A 20361-nucleotide genomic window follows, 5' to 3' on the forward strand; every position below is an offset into this window, starting at 1 on the left:
TTGTCACAGAACGGCGGTCACCGTCCCCGCGCCGACGGTCCTGCCGCCCTCGCGGACGGCGAACCCGAGCCCGGTCTCCAGCGGTACGTCCCGGCCCAGTTCGACGGTCATGGTCACCGTCTCGCCGGGCCGGGCGACCGCCGCCGCCCCGAGGTCGATGTTGCCGACCACGTCCGCGGTGCGGATGTAGAACTGCGGCCGGTACCCGGTGGAGACGGGTGTCGTACGTCCGCCCTCGCGCGCGGACAGCACGTACACCTGGGCGGTGAACCGCCGGCTGGGGGTGACGCTGCCGGGCGCCGCGACGACGTGTCCCCGGCGCACCGCGCCGCGGGCGACGCCCCGCAGCAGCAGCGCCACGTTGTCGCCGGCCTGCGCCTCCTGCATCGGCTTGCCGAAGGTCTCCAGGCCGGTGACGACGGTGTCGACGCCGGCGCCGAGCACCTCGACGCGGTCGCCGACGCGCACGGTGCCGCGCTCCACCGCGCCGGTCACGACGGTCCCGCGCCCGGTGATGGTGAGGACGTTCTCGACCGGCAGCAGGAACGGCGCGTCGAGGTACCGCTCCGGCATGGGCACGTAGGTGTCCACCGCGTCGAGCAGCGCCTCGATCGACGCCGTCCAGCGCGGGTCGCCCTCCAGCGCCTTCAGTCCGGAGACCCGGACGACGGGCGCGGCGTCGCCGCCGTAGCCGTGCGTGGTGAGCAGGTCGCGGACCTCCAGCTCGACGAGGTCGGTGAGCTCCTCGTCGCCGGCGTCGGCCTTGTTGAGGGCGACGACGATGTGGTCCACCCCCACCTGCCGCGCCAGCAGGACGTGTTCGGCGGTCTGCGGCATGATCCCGTCCAGCGCGGACACGACGAGGATGGCCCCGTCGAGCTGGGCGGCGCCGGTGACCATGTTCTTGACGTAGTCGGCGTGGCCCGGCATGTCGACGTGGGCGTAGTGCCGGGTGTCGGTCTCGTACTCGACGTGCGCGATGTTGATGGTGATGCCGCGGGCGGCCTCCTCCGGGGCGCGGTCGATGCGGTCGAACGGCACGAAGGTGCCGGTGCCGCGCTCGGCGAGGACCTTGGTGATGGCGGCGGTCAGGGTGGTCTTGCCGTGGTCGACGTGCCCCATGGTGCCGATGTTGAGGTGCGGTTTGGTGCGTACGTAAGCCGTCTTGGGCATGGCTGTACCTCGAAGCCTCGTAGGAGGAGAAGGGACCCCACGGAACCGCCGACCCTCCCCTTGCGGGGTCCGCGGGCGATCCGGGGAGGGTCAGCTTCGGGCGCCGTCGACGGCGGCCAGGAAGACGGGAACGGCAGCCTTCGGGGCATCCGCGACCGCGGATGCTGCGAGAAGGAAGGCGTACCGGAACATGGGGTCGATCTTCGCCGACCACGGACCCGGCGTCGAATGGTTTTCGGGCGGCGACGCCGCCGTCGTCGTCACTCCCCGAGGTGCTTCAGGGCCTCACGGACCGTCAGCGGCGCGAACCGGCCCCGCTCGCGCGCGACGAAGTCGCGCACGGCCCGCGGATCGGTCTTGGCGTACTCGCGCAGGGCCCAGCCGATGGCCTTGCGGACGAAGAAGCCGGGGTGCCCGGACCGGCGCAGGCAGTAGGCGAACAGCCGGTCGGCGTCGGTGCGTTCCTTGTACCGGAGCTGGTGCAGCAGCGCCGTCCGGACGAGCCACGGGTCGTCGTCGGCGATCCAGGCGTCCATGACGGCCGTGAGCGGGCGGTCGGCCGCGACCAGCGGCCCGACGACGTGGACGGCGAGCAGGTCGACGGTGTCCCACCAGGGCACGGTGGTGAGCAGGTGCCGTACCACCGGCAGGAACGCGGACGAGCAGCGCCCCGTGTGCCGGCGCAGGTAGTCGACGGCGAAGTAGTGGTACTCCCGCTCCGGCAGCAGCCAGCAGCGCAGGGCGATCGCGGTGCAGTCGGCCTCGTCCGGCCGGGGCGTGCCGGCCAGCACGGCGCGGGACAGGGTGCGCCGGTCGGTCGTCGGGATGCCGAGAAAGGGCGCCACGTCCTTCATGTAGGCGCGCATCGTCGCGGCCCGGCCGGGATCGGCCGCGCCGGCGTACGTGGCGGTCAGCCGCTCCAGGACGGTGTCGGCGAGGGCGCTGGGCGGCACGTCGGGCGGGGCCGTGTCGGCAGCGGTCATGGGACGCACGATACGTCGGTCGTCCCGGGTGTTCGTCCCGGGAGTTCACGATAGACCTCCGCGCACAGCGGCATCTGGGTGGTGCGGTCGTCGGGCACGGCCGTCATGCGCGACTTCGCGGACCTGGGGTAGGCGGTGCGATGAGACGGACCATACGGCGATCACACCCGTGCGTCGGTTACTGTCGCCTGATGCTCGATGCCACCGCCCGCTCTGGGGGCACCGCCACTGCCTCTCCTCGCTCCGCTGCCGCGGAGATCGTCGTTCCCGCGTCCGTGAGCCTTGCCGCGCGCTGCACCAGAGCGCTGCTCTCCCCCTGGTCCCGGCTGTCGCTGCTGCTCGTGCTGCTGGCGTCCGCCGGTGCGGCGGTGCTGCTGTTCGAGCCTCAGCGGCTGCTGACGGGGGGCTGGCCGCCGCAGGTCGGCGGTGCCGCGGCGGCGGTGGTGTTCGCGGTGGCGTACGGGCTGTGCACGGTGGCGTTCCTGCCGCGGCCGCTGCTGAACCTGGCGGCGGGGGCGCTGTTCGGCTCGCAGGCCGGGCTCGCGTCGGCGCTCGCGGGGACGGTGCTGGGGGCGGGGCTGGCGTTCGGGCTTGGGCGGGTCCTCGGGCAGGACGCGCTGCGTCCGCTGCTGCGGGGGCGCTGGCTGCGAGCGGCGGACGGCCAGCTGAGCCGGCACGGCTTCCGGTCGATGCTGGCGGTGCGGCTCTTCCCCGGGGTGCCCTTCTGGGCGGCGAACTACTGCGCCGCGGTCTCCCGGATGGGCTATGTGCCGTTCCTGCTCGCGACGGCGCTCGGGTCCGTCCCGAACACCGCCGCGTACGCCGTGGCCGGCGCCCGCGCCTCGGCGCCGACCTCGCCCGCCTTCCTGGTCGCGCTGGCGTGCATCGCGCTGCCGGCGCTGGCGGGCGTGGTGGTGGCCTGGCGCAAGCGCCACCACCTGCGGGGCCGGTGAGCGGTCAGACCGCTTCGAGGATCATCGCGTTGGCCAGCCCGCCCGCCTCGCACATCGTCTGCAGGCCGTAGCGGGCGCCGCGGGCCCGCATCGCGTGCACGAGCGTGGTCGTCAGCCGGGTGCCGCTGGCGCCCAGCGGGTGGCCGAGCGCGATCGCGCCGCCGTGCACGTTGACCTTGGCGAGGTCGGCGCCGGTCTCCTGCTGCCAGGCGAGGACGACGCTCGCGAAGGCCTCGTTGACCTCGAACAGGTCGATGTCGGCGAGGTCGAGTCCGGCCCTGCGCAGCACCTTCTCGGTCGCCGGGATCACGCCGGTGAGCATCAGCAGCGGGTCGGAGCCGGTGACGGCGAAGCTGTGCAGCCGGGCGAGCGGGCGCAGGCCGAGCCGGGCGGCGGTCTCGCTGGAGGTGATGAGGACGGCCGACGCGCCGTCGTTGATGGGGCTGGCGTTGCCCGCCGTGACGTTCCACTCGATCTGCGGGAAGCGCTCGGCGAAGGCCGGGTCGTGGTAGGCGGGCCTGAGCCCGGCGAGGATCTCGGGGGTGCTGCCGGGTCGTACGCACTCGTCGCGGACGACGCCGTCGAGCGGGGCCACCTCGGCGTCGAAGAGGCCCTGCTCCCAGGCCGCGGCGGCCTTGTGGTGGGAGGACACGGCGAAGGCGTCCATCCGCTCGCGGGTCAGCGACCACTTGGCGCTGATCAGCTCGGCGCTGATGCCCTGCGGGACCAGGCCCTCGGGGTAGCGCGCGGCGACGCCGGGGCCGAAGGGGTCGGCGCCGGGCGGCACGTTGGACCACATGGGGACGCGGCTCATCGACTCCACACCGCAGGCGATCACCAGGTCGTAGGCGCCGGAGAGGACGCCCTGGGCGGCGAAGTGGACGGCCTGCTGGGAGGAGCCGCACTGGCGGTCCACCGTGGTCGCGGGGACCGACTCGGGGAAACCGGCCGACAGGACGGCGTAGCGGGTGGTGTTCATGGCCTGCTCGCCGACCTGGTCGACGGTGCCGCCGATGACGTCGTCGACCAGCGCCGGGTCGACGCCGGCGCGCTCGACGAGGGTGCGCAGGGTGTGGGCGAGGAGTTCGACGGGGTGGACGTGGGCGAGGGCGCCGTTCGGCTTGCCCTTGCCGATGGGGGTGCGTACGGCTTCGACGATGACTGCGTCACGCATCTGCGGGCCTCCTTGGCCGCGAGGAGCCACCTGGGCTGGGCGATTACCAGTGAGTAGGAAATCTGGACTCACCATAGCGCCGTCAGTTGGAAATTCAAACCCTCGCCTAGACTGGGCGCATGGCCGCCACCAAGGACCCCCGCCCCTGTTCGATCGCCGACACCCTGGCGCTGGTCGGCGAGAAGTACTCCCTGCTCGTGCTGCGCGAGGTGTGCCTGGGCAACGGGCGCTTCGACCAGCTGGTGCGCAACATCGGCGCCCCGCGCGACGTCCTGGCCACGCGGCTGCGCCGGCTCGTGGACGCGGGCATCCTCACCAAGCGCGTCTACAGCGAGCGCCCGCAGCGCTTCGAGTACCGGCCGACCGCGGCGGGGCTGGAGCTGGAGCCGCTGCTGATGATCCTCAAGGAGTGGGGCGACCGGCATCTGCGCGCGGACGACCGCCCGATGGTGGTCGAGCACGCCTGCGGCCATGAACTGGTCCCGCTCGTCACCTGCGCCGCCTGCGGCGAGGAGGTACGGCACGAGGACCTGACGGCCCACCCGCAGAGCCCGGGCTGGACGGTGTCGGGGCCGGTGGCGGCCTGAGCCGGCCCCGGACGGCCACGGCACAGGGCCCTGCGCCATCGGATGTCAGTCCCGGCAGACGCCCGGCCACTCGGACAGCGGCTCCCCCGAGGCCGGGGACACGGCCCTGACCCGGCCCCCGCGCTTCCCGACCGACCAGAGCAGTGCACCGTGACCGGCGGAGGCGTTCCCGCTCACCACGGGTGCGCCTCCAGATACCCGGCGATCTCCTCCCGCTCCCAGGCCCCGTCGGCCACGACGACCCGGTAGCGGCGGGTCAGGGTGTCGCCGGGGGCCAGCTCCAGTTCCTCGAAGAACGCCCAGGAGGGGGCGACGGCGGCGAAGGGGTCGTTGCGGACGAACCAGTGGGCGGGATGGCCGCCGCCAGCGCCGGTGTGGTCGTTCTCCGGGGCGTGGGCGAAGACAAGGGTGGCGTGGCCGTCGGTGCCGTCGTGCTCGCCGGTGAAGGCGAGCCAGGGCGCCTGCGTGCCCATCAGCTGCGGACCCTCGGCGTCGGGCCCGAGGATCCGCCCGCCCCGGAAGGCGCGCGGCCCGCGCCAGAACAGGCCCGTGTAGCCTGCCAGTTCACGCCCTGCCGTGGTGGGACTGCCGAACCGCAGCGGCTCCTCACGGCGGTTGGTGACCGCGCTGGTCCAGGTCAGCGCCCAGGACCGGGAGCCGGCGTCGATGTCGTGCACCTCGATACGACGCCGCTCCTCGGCCCACAGCTCACCGCCGTACGGATGCCAGGTCAGCCGCTCGGCGATGACCGCCCGGCCGCCGCCGTCGTCCATCTCGTCGAAGCCGGCGTGGGCCATCGAGCCGACCCGCTCGGGCAGGGCGAGATAGCCCTCGCCGGGCACATAGGTGTTCCCGCCCCACAGGTTGGCGCCGGACAGGTGGGAGGCGGTCAGGGCGAGGCCCTTGTGCCAGCGGTGGGCGTTCGGCCGGTAGTCGGTGACGACGTCGCCCGCCAGGGTGCGGAGCGGGTGCAGGTAGGGCTTGGGCGCCTCCCAGGCCGCCTCGGGACGGTAGACGTAGGCGAGCAGTTCGACGCCGGTGACCGGGTCGGTCACGGTGATCCGCTCGCCGAGCGTGTGGACGAGGCGCGGCCCGGCCGTCACGCGGGCACCCCCCGTTCCGCGACCGCGGCCGCGGCGGGAGCCCAGCCGGGTGTCCCGCCGTGCAGGGCCGCGTGGAAGGGATCGCCGGGGCCGATCTCGCCGCGCCGCACGGTGGTGTCGGTGAACGCCGACTTGTACAGCGCGGTGACCAGCTCCAGGCTGGTGCGCCCGTCCGCGCCGCTCGCCCGCGGCCGCTCCCCGGCCCGCATGCTCGCCGCCAGCTCCCGCAGCTGGGCCAGGTGCGAGCTGGGCACGTCCGCCCCGAAGTCCTGCCAGGCCGCGGCCTCGGCGGCGGGCACGTCCGGGGCCGGGGTGATTCGCCAGTCGGCGTTGGAGTGGCCGTAGAGATGGGTGAGTTCGACGGTGGCGCGCTCACAGTCGAGGCGGATGCGGCTGACCTGGTCGGGGCTGAGGACGCTGTTGACGATCGTCGCCATCGCGCCGTTCTCGAAGCGGACCAGGGCGGTGGAGACGTCCTCCGTCTCCACGTCGTGCACCAGCCGCCCGGCCATCGCGCGCACCTCGCTCCACGGCCCGAGCAGGTCCAGGAGCAGGTCCATCTGGTGGATGCCGTGGCCCATGGCGGGGCCCCCGCCCTCGGTGTGCCAGCGCCCGCGCCAGGGCACGGCGTAGTAGGCGGTGTCCCGGTACCAGGTGGTCTGACAGTGGGCCACCAGCGGGCGGCCCAGCGCACGCTCGGCCAGCAGCCGCCGTACGTGCCGGGCTCCCGAGCCGAAGCGGTGCTGGAAGACGATCGCCGCGTAGGGGCCGCCGTCGGTGCCCTCCTCGGCCTCCACGGCCGCGTAGTCGGCGAGCGACGGCACGGGCGGCTTCTCGCACCACACCCAGGCGCCGGCCCGCAGCGCGGCCACCGACTGCTCGCGGTGCAGCGTCGGCGGGGTGCAGACGGTGACGAGGTCGGGCCGCTGCTCGGCGAGCATCCGGTCCAGGTCGGTGTAGGCGTGCGGCACGCCGCCCTCGGCGCAGAACGCCTCCACCGCGGCGGCGTCGACGTCGACGGCCGCGACGACCTCCGTCTCGCCCTCCTCGGCGAGCCGGGCCAGGGCGGGCAGGTGCGAGCCGCGCGCGATGGCACCGGTGCCGACGACGGCGGCCCGGATGCGGCGGCCTGACGCCAGGGAGGGGAGCGGTGCGGGCCGGGGGTCGGCGGCAGACGGGGTCATGGGCGGGATCAGCACTCCTCCGGGACGTTCGGCACGCGGGGAGAGCAGACGACGGGCGGCGGGCGTCCGGAACCCTCCGACGCCACCCACCCGACAGCAAGCGCTTTCTGCTCCCGCGGCAACGTAAGCGGCGGCCGACCGCCCGGTCAACACCCGCGCCCCGCCGCCCGGTCAACATCCCCACCCCCGCCGCCGGGTAGGCGCCCTCACCCTCCCGCGCCCCACCGCTCCCCCGCCAAGACCCAGTGACAGCCCCGTCACCCGGCCGCGCTACGCTGCCCGGGACATCCGTGATCACCGCGCGCGGCGGCCTGGCACGTCCGCCGCCCTCCCGATCGGCACTTGGACTCCGTACCTTCATGTCTTGGTTTGAATCCCTCATCCTCGGACTCGTCCAGGGGCTGACCGAGTTCCTCCCCGTCTCCTCCAGCGCGCATCTGCGGCTGACCGCGGCCTTCTCCGGCTGGCACGACCCGGGCGCCGCCTTCACGGCGATCACCCAGATCGGCACGGAGGCCGCGGTGCTGATCTACTTCCGCAAGGACATCGGCCGGATCGTGACGGCATGGTTCCGGTCACTGTTCGACAAGGCCGCCCGCAAGGAGCACGACGCGCAGATGGGCTGGCTGGTGATCGTCGGCTCGATCCCGATCGGCGTGCTCGGCGTGACGCTCAAGGACCAGATCGAGGGGCCGTTCCGCGATCTGCGGGTCACCGCGACGATGCTGGTCGTCGTCGGCATCGTGATCGGCGTCGCCGACCGGCTCGCGGCCCGCGACGAGACGGGCGGCCGGCACCGCGCGCCCAAGCAGCGCAAGACGCTGGAGAACCTGGGCGTGAAGGACGGCCTGATCTTCGGCCTGTGCCAGGCGTGCGCGCTCATCCCGGGCGTCTCCCGCTCGGGCGCCACCATCAGCGGCGGCCTGTTCATGGGCTACAAGCGCGAGGCGGCGGCCCGCTACTCGTTCCTGCTGGCCATCCCCGCGGTGCTGGCCTCCGGGCTGTTCGAGCTGAAGGACGCGATGGGCAGCGATCATGTGGCGTGGGGGCCGACGATGTTCGCCACGGTGATCGCCTTCGCCTCCGGATACGCCGTGATCGCGTGGTTCATGAAGTTCATCTCGACCAAGAGCTTCATGCCGTTCGTCTGGTACCGGGTCGTCCTCGGCATCGTCATCATCGGCCTGGTCGTGGCGGGTGCGCTGAGCCCGCACGCGGCGGAGTCGGCGGGCTGACCGGCCCCGGCCGGCCGGACCGCCGGCCGTGACCGACTCCATACGGTCTCCGTAGCCGTCCGGTAGCGCAGTGTCAGTCCTTGCCCCTAGGCTTGTCCGCATGTCCCCCGATTCCATGCCCTGTGGTTCCGTGCGCTCTGCCGCCGAACTGAACGAGCGGATAAGGGCGCTGTGGCTGCGCACAGGCGGCAACCTGACGGACCGGGAGCGGGAGGAGTACGAGCTGCTGGTGGTCGAGTGGGCCGAGGCCGTGCGCTGTGGCGTCATCGAGGCCGCCTGACCGCGGGTCGCGGCCGTCGCCCAACTCCCGTTCCGCGCGCGTGACATGATCAACGCATGCAGCATCTGAGCAGCGTGCCGCCGCGCCGCGGGCTGGTCGTCTTCCTCAACGGCACGTCCAGTTCGGGCAAGTCCACCATCGCGGCGGAGCTGCTGCGCATCCTGGACGGGCCGTACTTCCACATGCCCGTCGACACCTTCCACGCCATGCGGTCCGGTACGCCGGTGCCGCCCGACCAGCTCGACGTCGCGCTGCACCGCACCTGGCGGGGGTATCACCGGGCGGTGGCGGGCATGGCCGCGGCCGGGAACGACGTCGTCATGGACCATGTGCTGAGTGCCGAGTGGCGGCTGCGGGACTGCCTGGCGGTGCTGCCCGCCCGGGACGTCGTCTTCGTCGGCGTCCACTGCCCGCCCGAGGAGCTGGCCCGGCGTGAGCGCGCGCGGGGCGACCGCCCGGGCGGACTCGCCGCCGCGCAGCTGGCGCAGGTCCACGCGCACGGGCTCTACGACCTGGAGTTGGACACGGGGAGCCTGGATCCGGCCGAGTGCGCCCGCCGCATCAAGGAGTTCCTGCCGGACCGGCCGACCCCGACGGCGTTCGAACGGCTGGCGGGGACGGGCTGAACCGCCAGGCCGAGTGGCGGGGACGGGCTGAACCGCCAGGCCGACCGACGGGGACGCGTCGAACCGCCGGGCCGACCGGCGGGGACGCGTCGAACCGCCGGGCCGACGGACGGGGACGGGCCGAACCGCCAGGCCGACTGGCGGGGACGCGCCGAACGCCCCGGGCAGCCGCCGGCACGACGCCCACCGCCCCTGCCTCACCGACCCCCGGCCACCCGCAGCACCGCCCCCGTCGTGTACGACGCGTCCGGCGACATCAGCCAGGCGACCGCCGCGGCGATCTCCTCGGCGCGGGCCGGGCGGCCCAGCGGGACCGCCGCGCCCATGCGGTGGGCGCGGTCCGGGTCGCCCATCGCCGCGTGCATCCCGGTGTCGACCACGCCGGGCGCGACGGCGTTGACGCGGATGCCGTCCGGGCCCAGTTCCTTGGCCAGGCCCAGGGTGAGGGCGTCGACCGCGGCCTTGGTCGCGGCGTAGTGGACGTACTCGCCGGGGCTGCCGAGGGTGGCCGCGCCGGAGGAGATGTTCACGATCACGCCGCTCCCCCGGGGCGTCATGAGCTGGGCCGCGCGGCGCGCGCACAGCAGCGTCCCCGTCAGGTTGACGTCGACGACGCGCCGCAGCACGTCGGCCCCGGTGTCGGCGAGCCGGCCCAGCGGTCCGGTCACCGCGGCGTTGTTCACCAGGCCCGTGACGGGCCCGAGGTCACGCTCGGCGGTCTCGAAGAGGCGGTCCACGTCGGCCTCCACGGCCGTGTCCGCCCGCACGGCCACGGCGCGTGCCCCGGCCCGCCGCACGTCGGCGGCCACCTCCTCGGCGGCCCCGGCGTCACGGACGTACCCCACGACCACGTCGTGGCCGTCCTCGGCGAGCCGTCGGCAGATCGCCGCGCCGATGCCCCGGCTGCCGCCGGTGACGACCGTGACCAGACGCTTCATGACAGCCTCCCGCCCGAAAATGATCGATCATCGATCACTCTACGCCGGTAGGTGCGGCGGCATCCCCTCCCCGAGCGGATACGGCCGCTCCAGGGGCAGCAGCTCCCGTGCGGCGTCCAGATCCCCCGCCCGCACCAGGCCGTGGATCTCCCGGGCCAGCGGCGTCACGTCCTCGATGCCGACGGTCCACTCGTCGGCGTACCGGGCCGCGGCCTCCCCGGCGAGGCCCAGCTGGAGGGAGCGGTACGGCAGCGCCCTGAGGTGCAGGTCGCGCTCCGGGTCCCATTGGACCCGGGCCGGTGCCTGACGCAGTCGGCGCTTCCAGGTGTCCTGGTCGCCGTGCAGGTCGGGGACGTAGTGCGAGAGGCAGGAATGCCGCAGCGCCCACAGGAAGCCCTCGCGGGTGATCTCGACGGCCAGCACCGTCTCCTGGTTCTCCTTGGTGCCCCAGCCGCAGCGGTACATCATCCACAGGAAGGACGGCTTGATCCACGTCATCCGGTCCCGCTTCCAGGACGCCGGGAAGCGCCCCTCACGGGCGGCGGCGCGGCCGATCCGCGGCCGGTACGCCTGATAGACGGTGACGGTGGTGTCCGTGTGCCGGGCGCGGACACGGAACCGGGGCTCGTCCCCGGCGTCATCGACAGGATGTTCGTTCACCGGGCAAGGGTGACCGGGCGCGCGGCTCCCCGGCCACCGAATATCGGTGCGGCGGGCCGCCGGACCCCGATAGGGCGGATCGGTACGGCCCGTCCCCTTGGCCCGCGCCGTCCCGTGCCCAACACTGAGGCGATGACGCAGCGTGTGGAGCTTGCTACCGTGCTGGACCGGCTGGCGGTCGACGACCTGATCAGTGATTACGCGGCGGCCGTCGACGACGGCGACTGGGCGGCGTACCGGATGCTGTTCGCCCCGGACGGCCGGGCCGACTACCGGTCGGCGGGCGGGGTCGAGGGCGACGCCGGGACCGTCGCCGCGTGGCTCGCGCAGCACCTGCGGCCCTTCCCGGTCCGGCAGCACCTCGTCGTCAACCGCCGGGTCCGCTTCCTGACCCTGGAACGGGACACCGGCGACACCGCGCGGGTCCAGGCCGACTACGTCACCCCGATGCGCCTCGCCGCCGACGGCGGCCCGGCCGCGCCGCCCGACCACGTGAGCGGCGGCCGGTACGCGTTCGGGCTGGTGCGGACGCCCGACGGCTGGCGGCTGCGGGAAGTGGTCGTACAGGAGATGTGGCGGCGCGCGGAGGAAACGGCGGCCGGCTGACCGCACGGGCGGGTCGCGGCCCCAACTCCGCCATGACGAGGGGCCGTTGGCGGCGCGCACGTGCGCGTGACACCTGGTCCGGATCCCTCACCGGACCCCGCCCCCTGTCCGGGATCGCATCCCGCGCGCAACACTGGAGCCCCACGGGGTAGGGAGGCGCCGTATGAAGACCTTCGACGACTGGCTCGCCTCCCCCTGGCGCCGCGGCACGCTCGCCGCCGTGGCCGGCGCCCTTCCCGTACTGGCCTTTCCGGCGCCCTCCTGGTGGTGGTTCGCCTACGCCGCCCTCGTCCCGTGGATCCTGCTGGCGCGCGCCGCGCCGACGCCCCGGCGGGCGGCGTACGACGGCTGGTGCGGCGGGTTCGGGTTCATGCTGGCGATGCACCACTGGCTGCTGCCGAGCCTGCACGTGTTCACCGTCGTCATCGCGGGCCTGCTGGGCGCGCTGTGGGCGCCGTGGGCCTGGCTGGTGCGCCGCTTCCTGACGGGCGTGCCGACGCGCGGGCAGGTCGCGGCGGCGCTGGTCGTGCTGCCGTCGGCCTGGCTGTGCGTGGAACTGGTCAGGTCCTGGCAGGGATTGGGCGGCCCGTGGGGCATGCTCGGCGCCAGCCAGTGGCAGGTGACGCCGGCGCTGCGGCTCGCGTCGGTCGGCGGGGTGTGGCTGCTGAGCTTCCTCCTCGTGGCGGTCAACGTGGCCGTCGCCGTGCTCGTCGCGGTGCGCGAGGCCCGGGTCCCGGCGATGGCCGGACTGGTCGCCACGGCCGCGGCCACCTCGGCGGCCTGGGTGTGGTCCCCGCGCCCCGACGCCGACGGCCGGGCCCGGATCGCCGTCGTCCAGCCGGGCGTCGTGGACGGCACCGACAGCGGCGACCGGCGCTTCGACCGCGAGGAGCGGCTCACCCGCGAACTGGCCGGTCAGGACGTCGATCTGATCGTGTGGGGCGAGAGCAGCGTCGGCTACGACCTGGGCGAACGGCCGGACCTGGCCCGGCGGATCGCCGCGCTGTCCCGGGCGACGGGCGCGGACGTCCTGGTCAACGTGGACGCGCGGCGCTCCGACCGGCCCGGCATCTACAAGAGTTCGGTCCTGGTCGGCGCGGACGGCCCGACCGGCGACCGCTACGACAAGATGCGGCTCGTCCCCTTCGGCGAGTACATCCCCGCCCGCTCCCTGCTCGGCTGGGCCACCTCGGTCGGCAGGGCGGCCGGCGAGGATCGCAGGCGCGGCACCGAGCAGGTGCTGATGAACGCCGGGCACGGGCTGCACCTGGGCCCGCTGGTGTGCTTCGAGACGGCGTTCCCCGACATGAGCCGCCGGCTCACCGAGGACGGTGCGGACCTGCTGGTCGGCCAGTCGTCCACGTCGTCCTTCCAGGGGAGCTGGGCGCCCGCGCAGCACGCCTCGCTGGCCGCGCTGCGCGCAGCGGAGACCGGACGCCCGATGGTGCACGCCACGCTGACCGGTGTCTCCGCCGTCTACGGTCCCGCCGGGCAGCGCATAGGCCCGTGGCTGGGCACGGACACGAGCACCACGGCGATATACGACCTGCCGCTGGCCGACGGTGTCACGCCGTACGTCCGCTTCGGCGACTGGCCGGTGCACGCGGCGCTGCTGGTGCTGGCGGCGCTGTCCCTGACGGAGGGGGCGCGGGCGCTCAGGCTGCGGAAGAGCGCTCCCGCACCGCACGTACCACCCGCTCGCACAGCTCATGAGTCGCCAGCGCATCCCGGGCGCTGAGCACCTTCCCGGCCCGCACGGCGTCGAGGAAGAACAGGACGGCCTGCTCGATGCCGCGCTGCCGGGCGACCGGCACCCAGTCGCCGCGGCGGCGCACGGTCGGCTGGCCCTTGTGGTCGATGGTCTCGGCGAGGTTGACCACCTGCCGCTTGGTGTCCTGCCCGGAGACCTCCAGGATCTCCTCGGTGGAGCCGCTGAGCCGGTTCATCACGCCGAGCGCGGTGAAGCCGTCGCCGGCGAGCTGGAGCACCACGTGGTGCAGCAGGCCGTCCCGGACCCGGGCGCGCACGGTCACGTCGTCGATCTCGCCGGGCACGAGGAAGCGCAGGGTGTCGACGACGTGGATGAAGTCGTCGAGGATCATCGAGCGGGGCTCCTCGGGCAGCCCGACGCGGTTCTTCTGCATGACGATCAGCTCGCGCGGATGCTCGGCGCACTGCGCGTAGCCGGGCGCGAAACGCCGGTTGAAGCCGACGGTGAGGGAGACGTTCCGTTCCTCGGCGAGCGTCACCAGCCGCTCGGAGTCGGCGAGTTCGTAGGCGAGCGGCTTGTCGACGTAGGTCGGCACGCCCGCTTCGAGGAGCCGGGTGGCGATCTCGGGGTGGGCGGCGGTCGGGGCGTGCACGAACGCCGCGTCCAGGTCCTGGGCGAGCAGCGCGTCGAGGTCCGCGTGCCGCTGCGCCTGCGGCAGGTGCAGGCCGTCGGCGACCCGGGTGAGCGTGGCCGGGGTGCGGGTCTGCAGGTGCAGCTCCACCCCCGGCAGCATGCCCAGTACCGGCAGATACGCCTTCTGTGCGATGTCGCCGAGTCCGATGCAGCCGACCTTCACGGGGGCTCCTTCACTGCGTGTCCGCTCCTGCCTGCACGGCAGCATACGGGGCCTGCGGCGGGCGCCAGTCGGCGATGCCGTCGAAGCCGCGCAGGAACAGGGCGGGGCCCGTGCGGGAGACGGCGGTGATCAGCGCGTCGCGCACGGCGACGGCGGTACGGCCGCCGGCCATGCTGAGCCGGGCCGCCCGCACGGCCCGGCGGGCGATGGCCGTGGTGCGGGGGCGGCGGGCGGCGGTGTAGGCGGCGAGGTCGGCACGGTGGTGGGCGAGCACGATCGCGTCCTCGATGGCCTGGTTGCCGCCCTGGCCGAGGCTGGGCGGCATGGCGTGCGCGGCGTCGCCGAGGAGGACGACCCGGCCGCGGTGGTAGGCGGGCAGCGGCCGGGCGATGTGGTGGACGTCGTGGCGCAGCACGTCCTCGGCACGGGCGGCGGCGAGGACGGCCGGGATCGGGTCGTGCCAGTCGCCGTACAGCCGCAGCAGCTCGGCCCGTTCGTCGTCCGGCGCCCGGCCGCCGGCCGGGGCGGTGGCGGCGGCGTAGGCGTAGAGGCGGCCGTCCTTGAGCGGGTGGGTGCCCCAGAGGCGGCCGCGCCCCCACGTCTCGTGCGAGGCGAACTCCACGCCGGGCACGGGGAGGACGAGCCGCCAGGTGGTGAACCCCGAGTAGAGGGGCCCGGGATGGTCCGGGAACAGGGCGCGGCGTACGGCGGAGTGGATGCCGTCGGCGCCCACCACCAGGTCGGCCTCCAGGTCGCCGTCGGCCGTGGTGACGCGGGCGGGCCGGTGGGTGTCGCCGGGGTCGGCGAGCGTGGCGCGGGCGCCCGTGCGGACGGCGTCCGGCGGCAGCTGTGCGGCGAGCCGGTCGACGAGCGTGGCCCGGGTGAGCAGGACGAGCGGGCCGCCGAAGCGCTCGGCCGCGGCCTCGGCGCTGGTGCGGGCGAGCCAGCGCCCGCCGGGGGTGCGCATCCCTCCGTCGCCCTGCCAGGCGGCGAGGCCGCGGATCTCGTCGCCGAGGCCGATGACGTCCAGCGCGCGCAGGGAGTTGGGGGCGAGCGAGAGGGCCGCGCCGACCGGGGCGAGCGCGGGGGCCCGCTCCAGGACGGTGACCCGCATTCCGCATCGGTGCAGCGCGACGGCCGCGGTGAGCCCTCCGATACCGCCTCCGACGACGACGGCGTGCGACGACTGCGGCATGGCCACCCCTTCGGACATCCAGGGTCACTACGTCTGTAGTGACCCGAGACTCCGACTGTACTACGGATGTAGTGCGTGCGTCGGGCGCGGGTAGGTTGGCCTCCATGCCCGCACGCACCCCCACCGGCACCGGCCGCGCCGACCTCGTGGCCGACACCGCCCTCGCCCTGCTCGCCGCGCGCGGCATGCGCGGCCTGACCCACCGGGCCGTCGACGAGGCGGCCGGGCTGCCGCCGGGCTCCACGTCCAACGTGGCCCGCACCCGGCAGGCGCTGCTGGAACTCGCCGTACGACGGCTCGCCGACCGCGAGGCGCGGGTGCTGGGGCTGCACGAGATGCCGGACCCGCGCGACGGCCTCGACGCACTCGTGGACGCCCTCGCCCTGGCCGCCCACCGGGCGCTGACCGGCAACCGCGAACTGACCCTCGCCCGCTACGAGCTGGCCCTGGAGGCGACCCGGCGCCCCGAGCTGCGGACCTACTTCGACGCGACCGGCCACCGCTTCCGCGACCAGCTCACCGGCCTGGTCACCGCGCTGGGCTCCACCGACCCCGCCCGGCACACCCTGTCCCTGGTCGCCTGGGCGGACGGGCTGATGTTCTCCTGCGTCGCCGGGTCCTACAACGCCGAGGCCCCGAGCCCGGACGAGCTGCGTCAAGGGCTGCGCGAACTGCTCCACGGAATGCTGAACGGCTGAAAGCTCCTGGCAGGGACCGGAGTTGACGGGCAGGATGCGGGCCATGACGACGAGCGAACGCCCGCAGCCTTCGACCACCGCCGACGAACGCACCATGCTGGAGGGCTGGCTGGACTACCACCGCCGGACCCTGGCGTGGAAGTGCGAGGGCCTCAGCGAGGCCCAGCTCAGGACCGCCGCCGTGGAGCCGTCCGAGCTGTCCCTGATGGGGCTGGTGCGGCACATGGCGGAGGTGGAGCGGATCTGGTTCCGCAGGACCCTGGTGAACGAGGACCTGGGGCCGATCTACTTCAGCGACGAGGACCCGGACGGCGAGTTCCACCTCACCGACGCGGACACCTGGACAGAGGCCTACGCCACCTGGCAGGCCGAGATCGAGATCGCCCGGCGCAACGCGGCCCGCTTCGGCCTGGACGACCTCACCGAGGGCCGGCACCGGCGGACCGGCGCCCAGTACAACCTGCGCTGGCTGTACACCCACATGATCGAGGAGTACGCCCGGCACAACGGCCACGCGGACCTGATCCGGGAGCGCATCGACGGCGCCACGGGCTACTGACGTCAGCGGCGGCGAGCGCGAACCCCTCCCCCAGGGGACGGAGATCACCCGTGTGGGGCATCGTGCGCCTGTCCGCTGTCCAAGGCGGGGGCCGAACCAGCAGAGTGACGCGGGTGCATCGAACGACGACCACCGCAACGCTCCTGGTCACCGTGGCCGTCTCGGCCCTCGCCGGCTGTGTGACGGTCCAGCGCCCGCCCGTCTCCGGGCCGCGGACTCCGCCGTCCGGGGCGTCCGCCCCGTCCGTGCCGTCCGTGCCCCGGCCGGACGGCTCGGCCGAGCCGCAGATCGTCCAGGCACCGGCCCGCGAGGCGCTCGAACTGGCCGGCCCGTCCCGGCGGGCCGAGCCGGGGACCGACGACCCGGAACCGGCGCGGCCGGCCGCCCCCCGCTCCCGGGCCCCGCACACCCCGCCCCACCCCCGGCCGCAGGAGCGGAACCCCGGGCAGGGGCACGACCGGCGGCCCCCGCGGGTCGACCTGCCGGACGTCGCCGAGCCGGCGCACGGCACCGTCCCCGAGAACACCGACGTCTGCGCCCTCGGCAAGCGGTACGGCGGCTGGCGCGCGGACAGCACCGAGGCCCGGGTCTGCGCACAGACCTACGGCCACTGAGCGCCGGTCCGGTCAGCCGCGGCCCTCGCCCAGCCGCAGCTCCATCCGCCGGATGGCCGCCCGGACGCCGTCGCCGTAGCTGTCGTCGGCGAGCGCGTCGGCGGCGCCCCGGGCGCGGCGCAGGTGCACGCGGGCGGCGTCCGCCCGGCCCAGCCTGACGTAGTCGGCGGCCAGGTTGAGGTGCAGCGAGGGGTAGAGCGCCCGGGCGGCGGGCGCCCCCTCGTGACGGTCGAGGCGGTCGCCGGTCAGCTCCTCGGCCGCCGTCAGCGCCCGCAGGTCCCAGGCCAGTTCGTCCTCCGGATCGTCCTGGGTGTCGGCGAGGTAGTGGGCGAGGGTGCAGCGGTGCAGCGGGTCGCCGTCCGCCCCCAGCTCCGTCCACAGGTCCAGGAAGCGGCGCCGGGCCTCCTCGCGGTCACCGCCGTGGTGCAACATCACGACCTGCCCGATCCGTGTCAGCACGGCGTCCTGCGCCGCCTGCCCCTGTCGCTCCGCCACGGTGTCCCTCCGGGCCGTCGGCAATGATCCACTCCCGACGCTAACCGCCGCCCCCGGCATTCCCGCTCAGGCGACGCCGGTGGAACGGCGGACGCGGTGGCCACCCGGCTCAGCGGTGGCGGCGGCCGGGCGGCGGCACGTCTCAGCCCAGGTCCGGGATCCGCCAGTCGATCGGGTCGTGACCCTGGCGGGCGACCGCCTCGTTGATCTGGGTGAACGGGCGGGAGCCGAAGAACTTCTTCGCCGACAGCGGCGAGGGGTGGGCGCCCTTGACGACCACGTGCCGGCTCTCGTCGATCAGCGGGAGCTTCTTCTGCGCGTAGTTCCCCCACAGCACGAAGACCGCCGGGTCGGGCCGGTCGGCCACCGCGCGGATCACCGCGTCGGTGAACTTCTCCCAGCCCTTGCCCTTGTGCGAGTTGGCCTCACCCGCGCGGACGGTCAGCACCGCGTTGAGCAGCAGCACGCCCTGCCGGGCCCACGGCATGAGGTAGCCGTTGTCCGGGACCGGCGTGCCCAGCTCCTCGTGCATCTCCTTGTAGATGTTGCGCAGCGACGGCGGGATCCGCACGCCGGGGCGGACGGAGAAGCACAGGCCGTGGCCCTGACCCTCGCCGTGGTACGGGTCCTGGCCGAGGATCAGCACCTTGACCTGGTCGTACGGCGTCGCCTCCAGCGCGGCGAAGACCTCCTCGCGGGGCGGATAGACGGGACCCTTCGCCCGCTCCTCCTCGACGAACTCCGTCAGCTCCTTGAAGTAGGGCTGCTGCAGCTCGTCACCCAGGACCCCGCGCCAGGACTCGGGCAGCATGGCGATGTCGGTCACGTCAACGTCCTTATGTCGTACGGTCGCTTCCGGCATCAGAACCTACAGGCGACCACTGACAACGCTCCCCCCGGTCCGCCCCGGGGGGGGGGAGGTCACCAGCTGGTCTTGCGGGACAGCTCCCACATCATCATGATCGTCGACGGGTCGAGGGCCCGCTCACCGCCGGAGATGTCCTCGCTCTCGGCGATGTACTGCTTGCCCTGCCACAGCGGCAGCAGCCGCGCGTCGTCGACCAGGATCTGCTGGGCCTGCTCGAACTCCTTGACCACGTTGGCGCGGTCGCTCTCACGGCGCGAGCGCGGCAGCAGCACCCCGGTGATCTGGGGCTCCGGGTACGGCGTACCGAGGGCGTTCTGCTCGCCGACGAACGGCGCGATGAAGTTCTCGGCGTCGGGGAAGTCCGGGAACCAGCCACGGCCGAAGACCGGGTACTCGCCCTTCTGGTAGCCCTCGACGTACGACTTCCAGGGCCGGCTCTTCAGCGTGATGGTGAACAGGCCGGAGCCCTCCAGCTGCCGCTTCAGCTCGGCGAACTCCACGGCGGTCTCGGAGCCGTAGCGGTCGGTGGTGAACCAGAGGGTGAGCGGGACGGGCTCGGTGATGCCGGCCTCGCGGAGCGTCTTGCGGGCCTTGTCGGGGTCCGGGTCGCCGTAGGAGTCGAAGAAGCCGGTGGTGTGGCCGGTCAGGCCCTTGGGGACCATGGAGTACAGCGGGTCCACGGTGTCCTTGTAGACCTTGTGCGCGATGGCCGCGCGGTCGACGACCTGGGCGACGGCCTTGCGCACGGCCGGCTTGCGGGCCCAGGGGTCCTTGGGGTTGAACACCAGGTAGTTGATGTCGGTCCCGGCGCCCTCGACCAGCTGGATCGCCTCGCCCGGGTCCTTGTGCTGCAGCTCGACGATGTCGTCGGCGGCCAGACCGCGGTAGGTCAGGTCGATCTCCTTGGCGCGTAGCGCCTTCACCATGGAGTCGGAGTCCTGGAAGTAGCGGATGGTGACCGCGTTGTTCCGGCGCTCGGCGAAGCCCTTGTAGTGCTCGTTCTCCACGAGGTCGGCCTTCTGGCCCTCCTCGTAGCCGTCCAGCGTGTACGGGCCGGACCCGGTGACGTGACCGTCCTTGCGCAGGGCGTCGGCCGGGTACTCGGCGGGGTCCACGATCGACATCGCCGGCGTGGCGAGGACGAACGGGAAGGTGGCGTCGGGCTGGTTGAGGTGGAAGACCACCTCGTTCTCGCCCTGCGTCTCCACGGAGTCCAGGCTGCCGAGCAGTCCGGCGGGGCCGCCGGGCACGTCGATCTTCCTGATCCGGTCGATGGAGTACTTGACCGCCTTCGCGTCCAGCGTGTCACCGTCGGAGAACTTCATGCCCGACCGCAGCTTGCAGCGGTAGGTGCGGTTGGTGTCGTCGGTGAAGGAGCAGCTCTCGGCCGCGTCCGGCTGGGGCGTCGTCGCGCCCTGCGGGTACGCCAGCAGCGTCTGGTAGATGTTGCGGAAGAGCTCCCATGAGCCGTCCCAGGACGCGGCGGGATCGAGCGTGCTGGGCGCGCTGGTCGTCCCCACGACAATCGGCCCCGCGTCGGCGGAGTCGTCGTCCGACAGGAGGCCGCATCCGGCCACCAGGGAGGATATGGAAGCGATCGCCGCCAATTGCCGCAGGCATCGGTTCCGGTTGAACACGCGCACGCTCCTCGATCTGCCATACCAAGGGTCGGCAGACCATACCGCAGTGACACGCCGATTGACTCCGCTTCTCACCCTGCGGTTGAACACCTTGTTGATCCCGACGGCGCCGACGAGGTGAGAAAGGCGTGACGACAGCGGGGTGACGACGTTGTCAGCGGGCTGTGCGCCGGCCGTCGGCCCGCCGGACACGGGCGCCGCTGGTGTCCAGCGGCGCCCGTGC

The 20361-nt window shown here is 73.5% G+C and carries 22 protein-coding genes; 10 read left to right on the plus strand and 12 right to left on the minus strand.

Features of this window, described 5'->3' with window-relative positions; all coding sequences use genetic code 11:
• Positions 1-3 precede the first annotated feature (3 nt).
• Positions 4-1173, minus strand: coding sequence for an elongation factor Tu (tuf, locus tag IE308_RS14465; protein WP_190218211.1), 1170 nt, complete (start codon positions 1171-1173; stop codon positions 4-6).
• Positions 1174-1433: 260 nt separating this feature from the next.
• Positions 1434-2156 (minus strand): DNA alkylation repair protein, encoded by a 723-nt coding sequence (locus IE308_RS14470; protein ID WP_190218212.1) that lies wholly within the window; start codon positions 2154-2156, stop codon positions 1434-1436.
• A gap of 191 nt (positions 2157-2347) precedes the next feature.
• Between IE308_RS14470 and IE308_RS14475 the strand changes: the two genes are divergently transcribed.
• A complete protein-coding gene (locus tag IE308_RS14475) occupies positions 2348-3109 on the plus strand; it encodes a TVP38/TMEM64 family protein (RefSeq protein WP_190218213.1) in 762 nt (253 codons plus the stop codon).
• Between the two features lie 4 nt (positions 3110-3113).
• Here IE308_RS14475 and IE308_RS14480 read toward each other — a convergent pair whose 3' ends face one another.
• Positions 3114-4283, minus strand: a complete 1170-nt coding sequence (locus IE308_RS14480; protein ID WP_190218214.1) for a thiolase family protein — start codon at positions 4281-4283, stop codon at positions 3114-3116.
• Between the two features lie 119 nt (positions 4284-4402).
• On the opposite strand from IE308_RS14480, the gene IE308_RS14485 reads away from it, so the two are divergent.
• Positions 4403-4870 (plus strand): winged helix-turn-helix transcriptional regulator, encoded by a 468-nt coding sequence (locus IE308_RS14485; RefSeq protein WP_190218215.1) that lies wholly within the window; start codon positions 4403-4405, stop codon positions 4868-4870.
• A 173-nt stretch (positions 4871-5043) separates the two neighbouring features.
• Here IE308_RS14485 and IE308_RS14490 read toward each other — a convergent pair whose 3' ends face one another.
• Positions 5044-5973 carry a DUF6807 domain-containing protein gene (locus IE308_RS14490; RefSeq protein ID WP_190218216.1) on the minus strand — a complete coding sequence of 310 codons (930 nt, stop codon included), beginning with the start codon at positions 5971-5973 and terminating at the stop codon, positions 5044-5046.
• Positions 5970-7157 (minus strand): Gfo/Idh/MocA family protein, encoded by a 1188-nt coding sequence (locus IE308_RS14495; RefSeq protein ID WP_190218217.1) that lies wholly within the window; start codon positions 7155-7157, stop codon positions 5970-5972. The genes IE308_RS14490 and IE308_RS14495 overlap by 4 nt, the downstream gene beginning before the upstream one ends.
• A gap of 359 nt (positions 7158-7516) precedes the next feature.
• Between IE308_RS14495 and IE308_RS14500 the strand changes: the two genes are divergently transcribed.
• From IE308_RS14500 to IE308_RS14510, 3 genes are all read left to right on the plus strand, one after another.
• Positions 7517-8392 (plus strand): undecaprenyl-diphosphate phosphatase, encoded by an 876-nt coding sequence (locus IE308_RS14500; RefSeq protein ID WP_110626765.1) that lies wholly within the window; start codon positions 7517-7519, stop codon positions 8390-8392.
• A 100-nt stretch (positions 8393-8492) separates the two neighbouring features.
• On the plus strand, positions 8493-8672 hold the full coding sequence (locus IE308_RS14505) for a hypothetical protein (protein ID WP_110626766.1): 180 nt from the start codon (positions 8493-8495) through the stop codon (positions 8670-8672).
• A 56-nt stretch (positions 8673-8728) separates the two neighbouring features.
• Positions 8729-9298 carry a chloramphenicol phosphotransferase CPT family protein gene (locus IE308_RS14510; RefSeq protein WP_190218218.1) on the plus strand — a complete coding sequence of 190 codons (570 nt, stop codon included), beginning with the start codon at positions 8729-8731 and terminating at the stop codon, positions 9296-9298.
• A gap of 197 nt (positions 9299-9495) precedes the next feature.
• On the opposite strand, the gene IE308_RS14515 is transcribed toward IE308_RS14510, so the two are convergent.
• Positions 9496-10236 carry an SDR family NAD(P)-dependent oxidoreductase gene (locus IE308_RS14515; RefSeq protein WP_190218219.1) on the minus strand — a complete coding sequence of 247 codons (741 nt, stop codon included), beginning with the start codon at positions 10234-10236 and terminating at the stop codon, positions 9496-9498.
• Positions 10237-10275: 39 nt separating this feature from the next.
• On the minus strand, positions 10276-10896 hold the full coding sequence (locus IE308_RS14520) for a DUF4291 domain-containing protein (RefSeq protein WP_190218220.1): 621 nt from the start codon (positions 10894-10896) through the stop codon (positions 10276-10278).
• Positions 10897-11028: 132 nt separating this feature from the next.
• Here IE308_RS14520 and IE308_RS14525 point away from each other — a divergent pair, with 132 nt between their 5' ends.
• Positions 11029-11502, plus strand: coding sequence for a nuclear transport factor 2 family protein (locus IE308_RS14525; RefSeq protein ID WP_110626769.1), 474 nt, complete (start codon positions 11029-11031; stop codon positions 11500-11502).
• A gap of 163 nt (positions 11503-11665) precedes the next feature.
• A complete protein-coding gene (gene lnt / locus IE308_RS14530; protein ID WP_190218221.1) occupies positions 11666-13240 on the plus strand; it encodes an apolipoprotein N-acyltransferase in 1575 nt (524 codons plus the stop codon).
• On the opposite strand, the gene IE308_RS14535 is transcribed toward lnt, so the two are convergent.
• Both IE308_RS14535 and IE308_RS14540 read right to left on the minus strand, forming a co-directional pair.
• Positions 13158-14069, minus strand: coding sequence for a Gfo/Idh/MocA family protein (locus IE308_RS14535; protein WP_190218222.1), 912 nt, complete (start codon positions 14067-14069; stop codon positions 13158-13160). The genes lnt and IE308_RS14535 overlap by 83 nt on opposite strands.
• A gap of 10 nt (positions 14070-14079) precedes the next feature.
• Positions 14080-15264: an FAD-dependent monooxygenase gene (locus IE308_RS14540; protein ID WP_190218223.1), complete on the minus strand. Its 1185-nt coding sequence runs from the start codon at positions 15262-15264 to the stop codon at positions 14080-14082.
• A 104-nt stretch (positions 15265-15368) separates the two neighbouring features.
• Between IE308_RS14540 and IE308_RS14545 the strand changes: the two genes are divergently transcribed.
• From IE308_RS14545 to IE308_RS14555, 3 genes are all read left to right on the plus strand, one after another.
• Entirely contained in the window at positions 15369-15962 is a 594-nt protein-coding gene (locus IE308_RS14545) for a TetR/AcrR family transcriptional regulator (RefSeq protein ID WP_190218224.1), read from the plus strand.
• Between the two features lie 43 nt (positions 15963-16005).
• Positions 16006-16521: a DinB family protein gene (locus IE308_RS14550; protein ID WP_190218225.1), complete on the plus strand. Its 516-nt coding sequence runs from the start codon at positions 16006-16008 to the stop codon at positions 16519-16521.
• Between the two features lie 113 nt (positions 16522-16634).
• Entirely contained in the window at positions 16635-17135 is a 501-nt protein-coding gene (locus tag IE308_RS14555; protein ID WP_190218226.1) for a hypothetical protein, read from the plus strand.
• Positions 17136-17147: 12 nt separating this feature from the next.
• Here IE308_RS14555 and IE308_RS14560 read toward each other — a convergent pair whose 3' ends face one another.
• From IE308_RS14560 to IE308_RS14570, 3 genes are all read right to left on the minus strand, one after another.
• Positions 17148-17630, minus strand: a complete 483-nt coding sequence (locus IE308_RS14560; protein ID WP_110626775.1) for a hypothetical protein — start codon at positions 17628-17630, stop codon at positions 17148-17150.
• A 142-nt stretch (positions 17631-17772) separates the two neighbouring features.
• Entirely contained in the window at positions 17773-18456 is a 684-nt protein-coding gene (gene ung, locus IE308_RS14565; protein ID WP_110626776.1) for a uracil-DNA glycosylase, read from the minus strand.
• Between the two features lie 95 nt (positions 18457-18551).
• Positions 18552-20135 (minus strand): ABC transporter substrate-binding protein, encoded by a 1584-nt coding sequence (locus IE308_RS14570; RefSeq protein WP_110626777.1) that lies wholly within the window; start codon positions 20133-20135, stop codon positions 18552-18554.
• Between the last annotated feature and the right edge of the window lie 226 nt (positions 20136-20361).

It is taken from the genome of Streptomyces griseosporeus, assembly GCF_014656055.1.
GTDB lineage: Bacteria > Actinomycetota > Actinomycetes > Streptomycetales > Streptomycetaceae > Streptomyces > Streptomyces griseosporeus.

Excerpts from the sequence above, each read along its gene's own strand:
- tuf (WP_190218211.1), bottom strand. The coding sequence starts at position 1,173 with ATGCCCAAGACGGCTTACGTACGCACCAAACCGCACCTCAACATCGGC.
- IE308_RS14470 (WP_190218212.1), bottom strand. The coding sequence starts at position 2,156 with ATGACCGCTGCCGACACGGCCCCGCCCGACGTGCCGCCCAGCGCCCTC.
- IE308_RS14475 (WP_190218213.1), top strand. The coding sequence starts at position 2,348 with ATGCTCGATGCCACCGCCCGCTCTGGGGGCACCGCCACTGCCTCTCCT.
- IE308_RS14480 (WP_190218214.1), bottom strand. The coding sequence starts at position 4,283 with ATGCGTGACGCAGTCATCGTCGAAGCCGTACGCACCCCCATCGGCAAG.
- IE308_RS14485 (WP_190218215.1), top strand. The coding sequence starts at position 4,403 with ATGGCCGCCACCAAGGACCCCCGCCCCTGTTCGATCGCCGACACCCTG.
- IE308_RS14495 (WP_190218217.1), bottom strand. The coding sequence starts at position 7,157 with ATGACCCCGTCTGCCGCCGACCCCCGGCCCGCACCGCTCCCCTCCCTG.
- IE308_RS14500 (WP_110626765.1), top strand. The coding sequence starts at position 7,517 with ATGTCTTGGTTTGAATCCCTCATCCTCGGACTCGTCCAGGGGCTGACC.
- IE308_RS14505 (WP_110626766.1), top strand. The coding sequence starts at position 8,493 with ATGTCCCCCGATTCCATGCCCTGTGGTTCCGTGCGCTCTGCCGCCGAA.
- IE308_RS14510 (WP_190218218.1), top strand. The coding sequence starts at position 8,729 with ATGCAGCATCTGAGCAGCGTGCCGCCGCGCCGCGGGCTGGTCGTCTTC.
- IE308_RS14515 (WP_190218219.1), bottom strand. The coding sequence starts at position 10,236 with ATGAAGCGTCTGGTCACGGTCGTCACCGGCGGCAGCCGGGGCATCGGC.
- IE308_RS14525 (WP_110626769.1), top strand. The coding sequence starts at position 11,029 with ATGACGCAGCGTGTGGAGCTTGCTACCGTGCTGGACCGGCTGGCGGTC.
- lnt (WP_190218221.1), top strand. The coding sequence starts at position 11,666 with ATGAAGACCTTCGACGACTGGCTCGCCTCCCCCTGGCGCCGCGGCACG.
- IE308_RS14540 (WP_190218223.1), bottom strand. The coding sequence starts at position 15,264 with ATGCCGCAGTCGTCGCACGCCGTCGTCGTCGGAGGCGGTATCGGAGGG.
- IE308_RS14545 (WP_190218224.1), top strand. The coding sequence starts at position 15,369 with ATGCCCGCACGCACCCCCACCGGCACCGGCCGCGCCGACCTCGTGGCC.
- IE308_RS14550 (WP_190218225.1), top strand. The coding sequence starts at position 16,006 with ATGACGACGAGCGAACGCCCGCAGCCTTCGACCACCGCCGACGAACGC.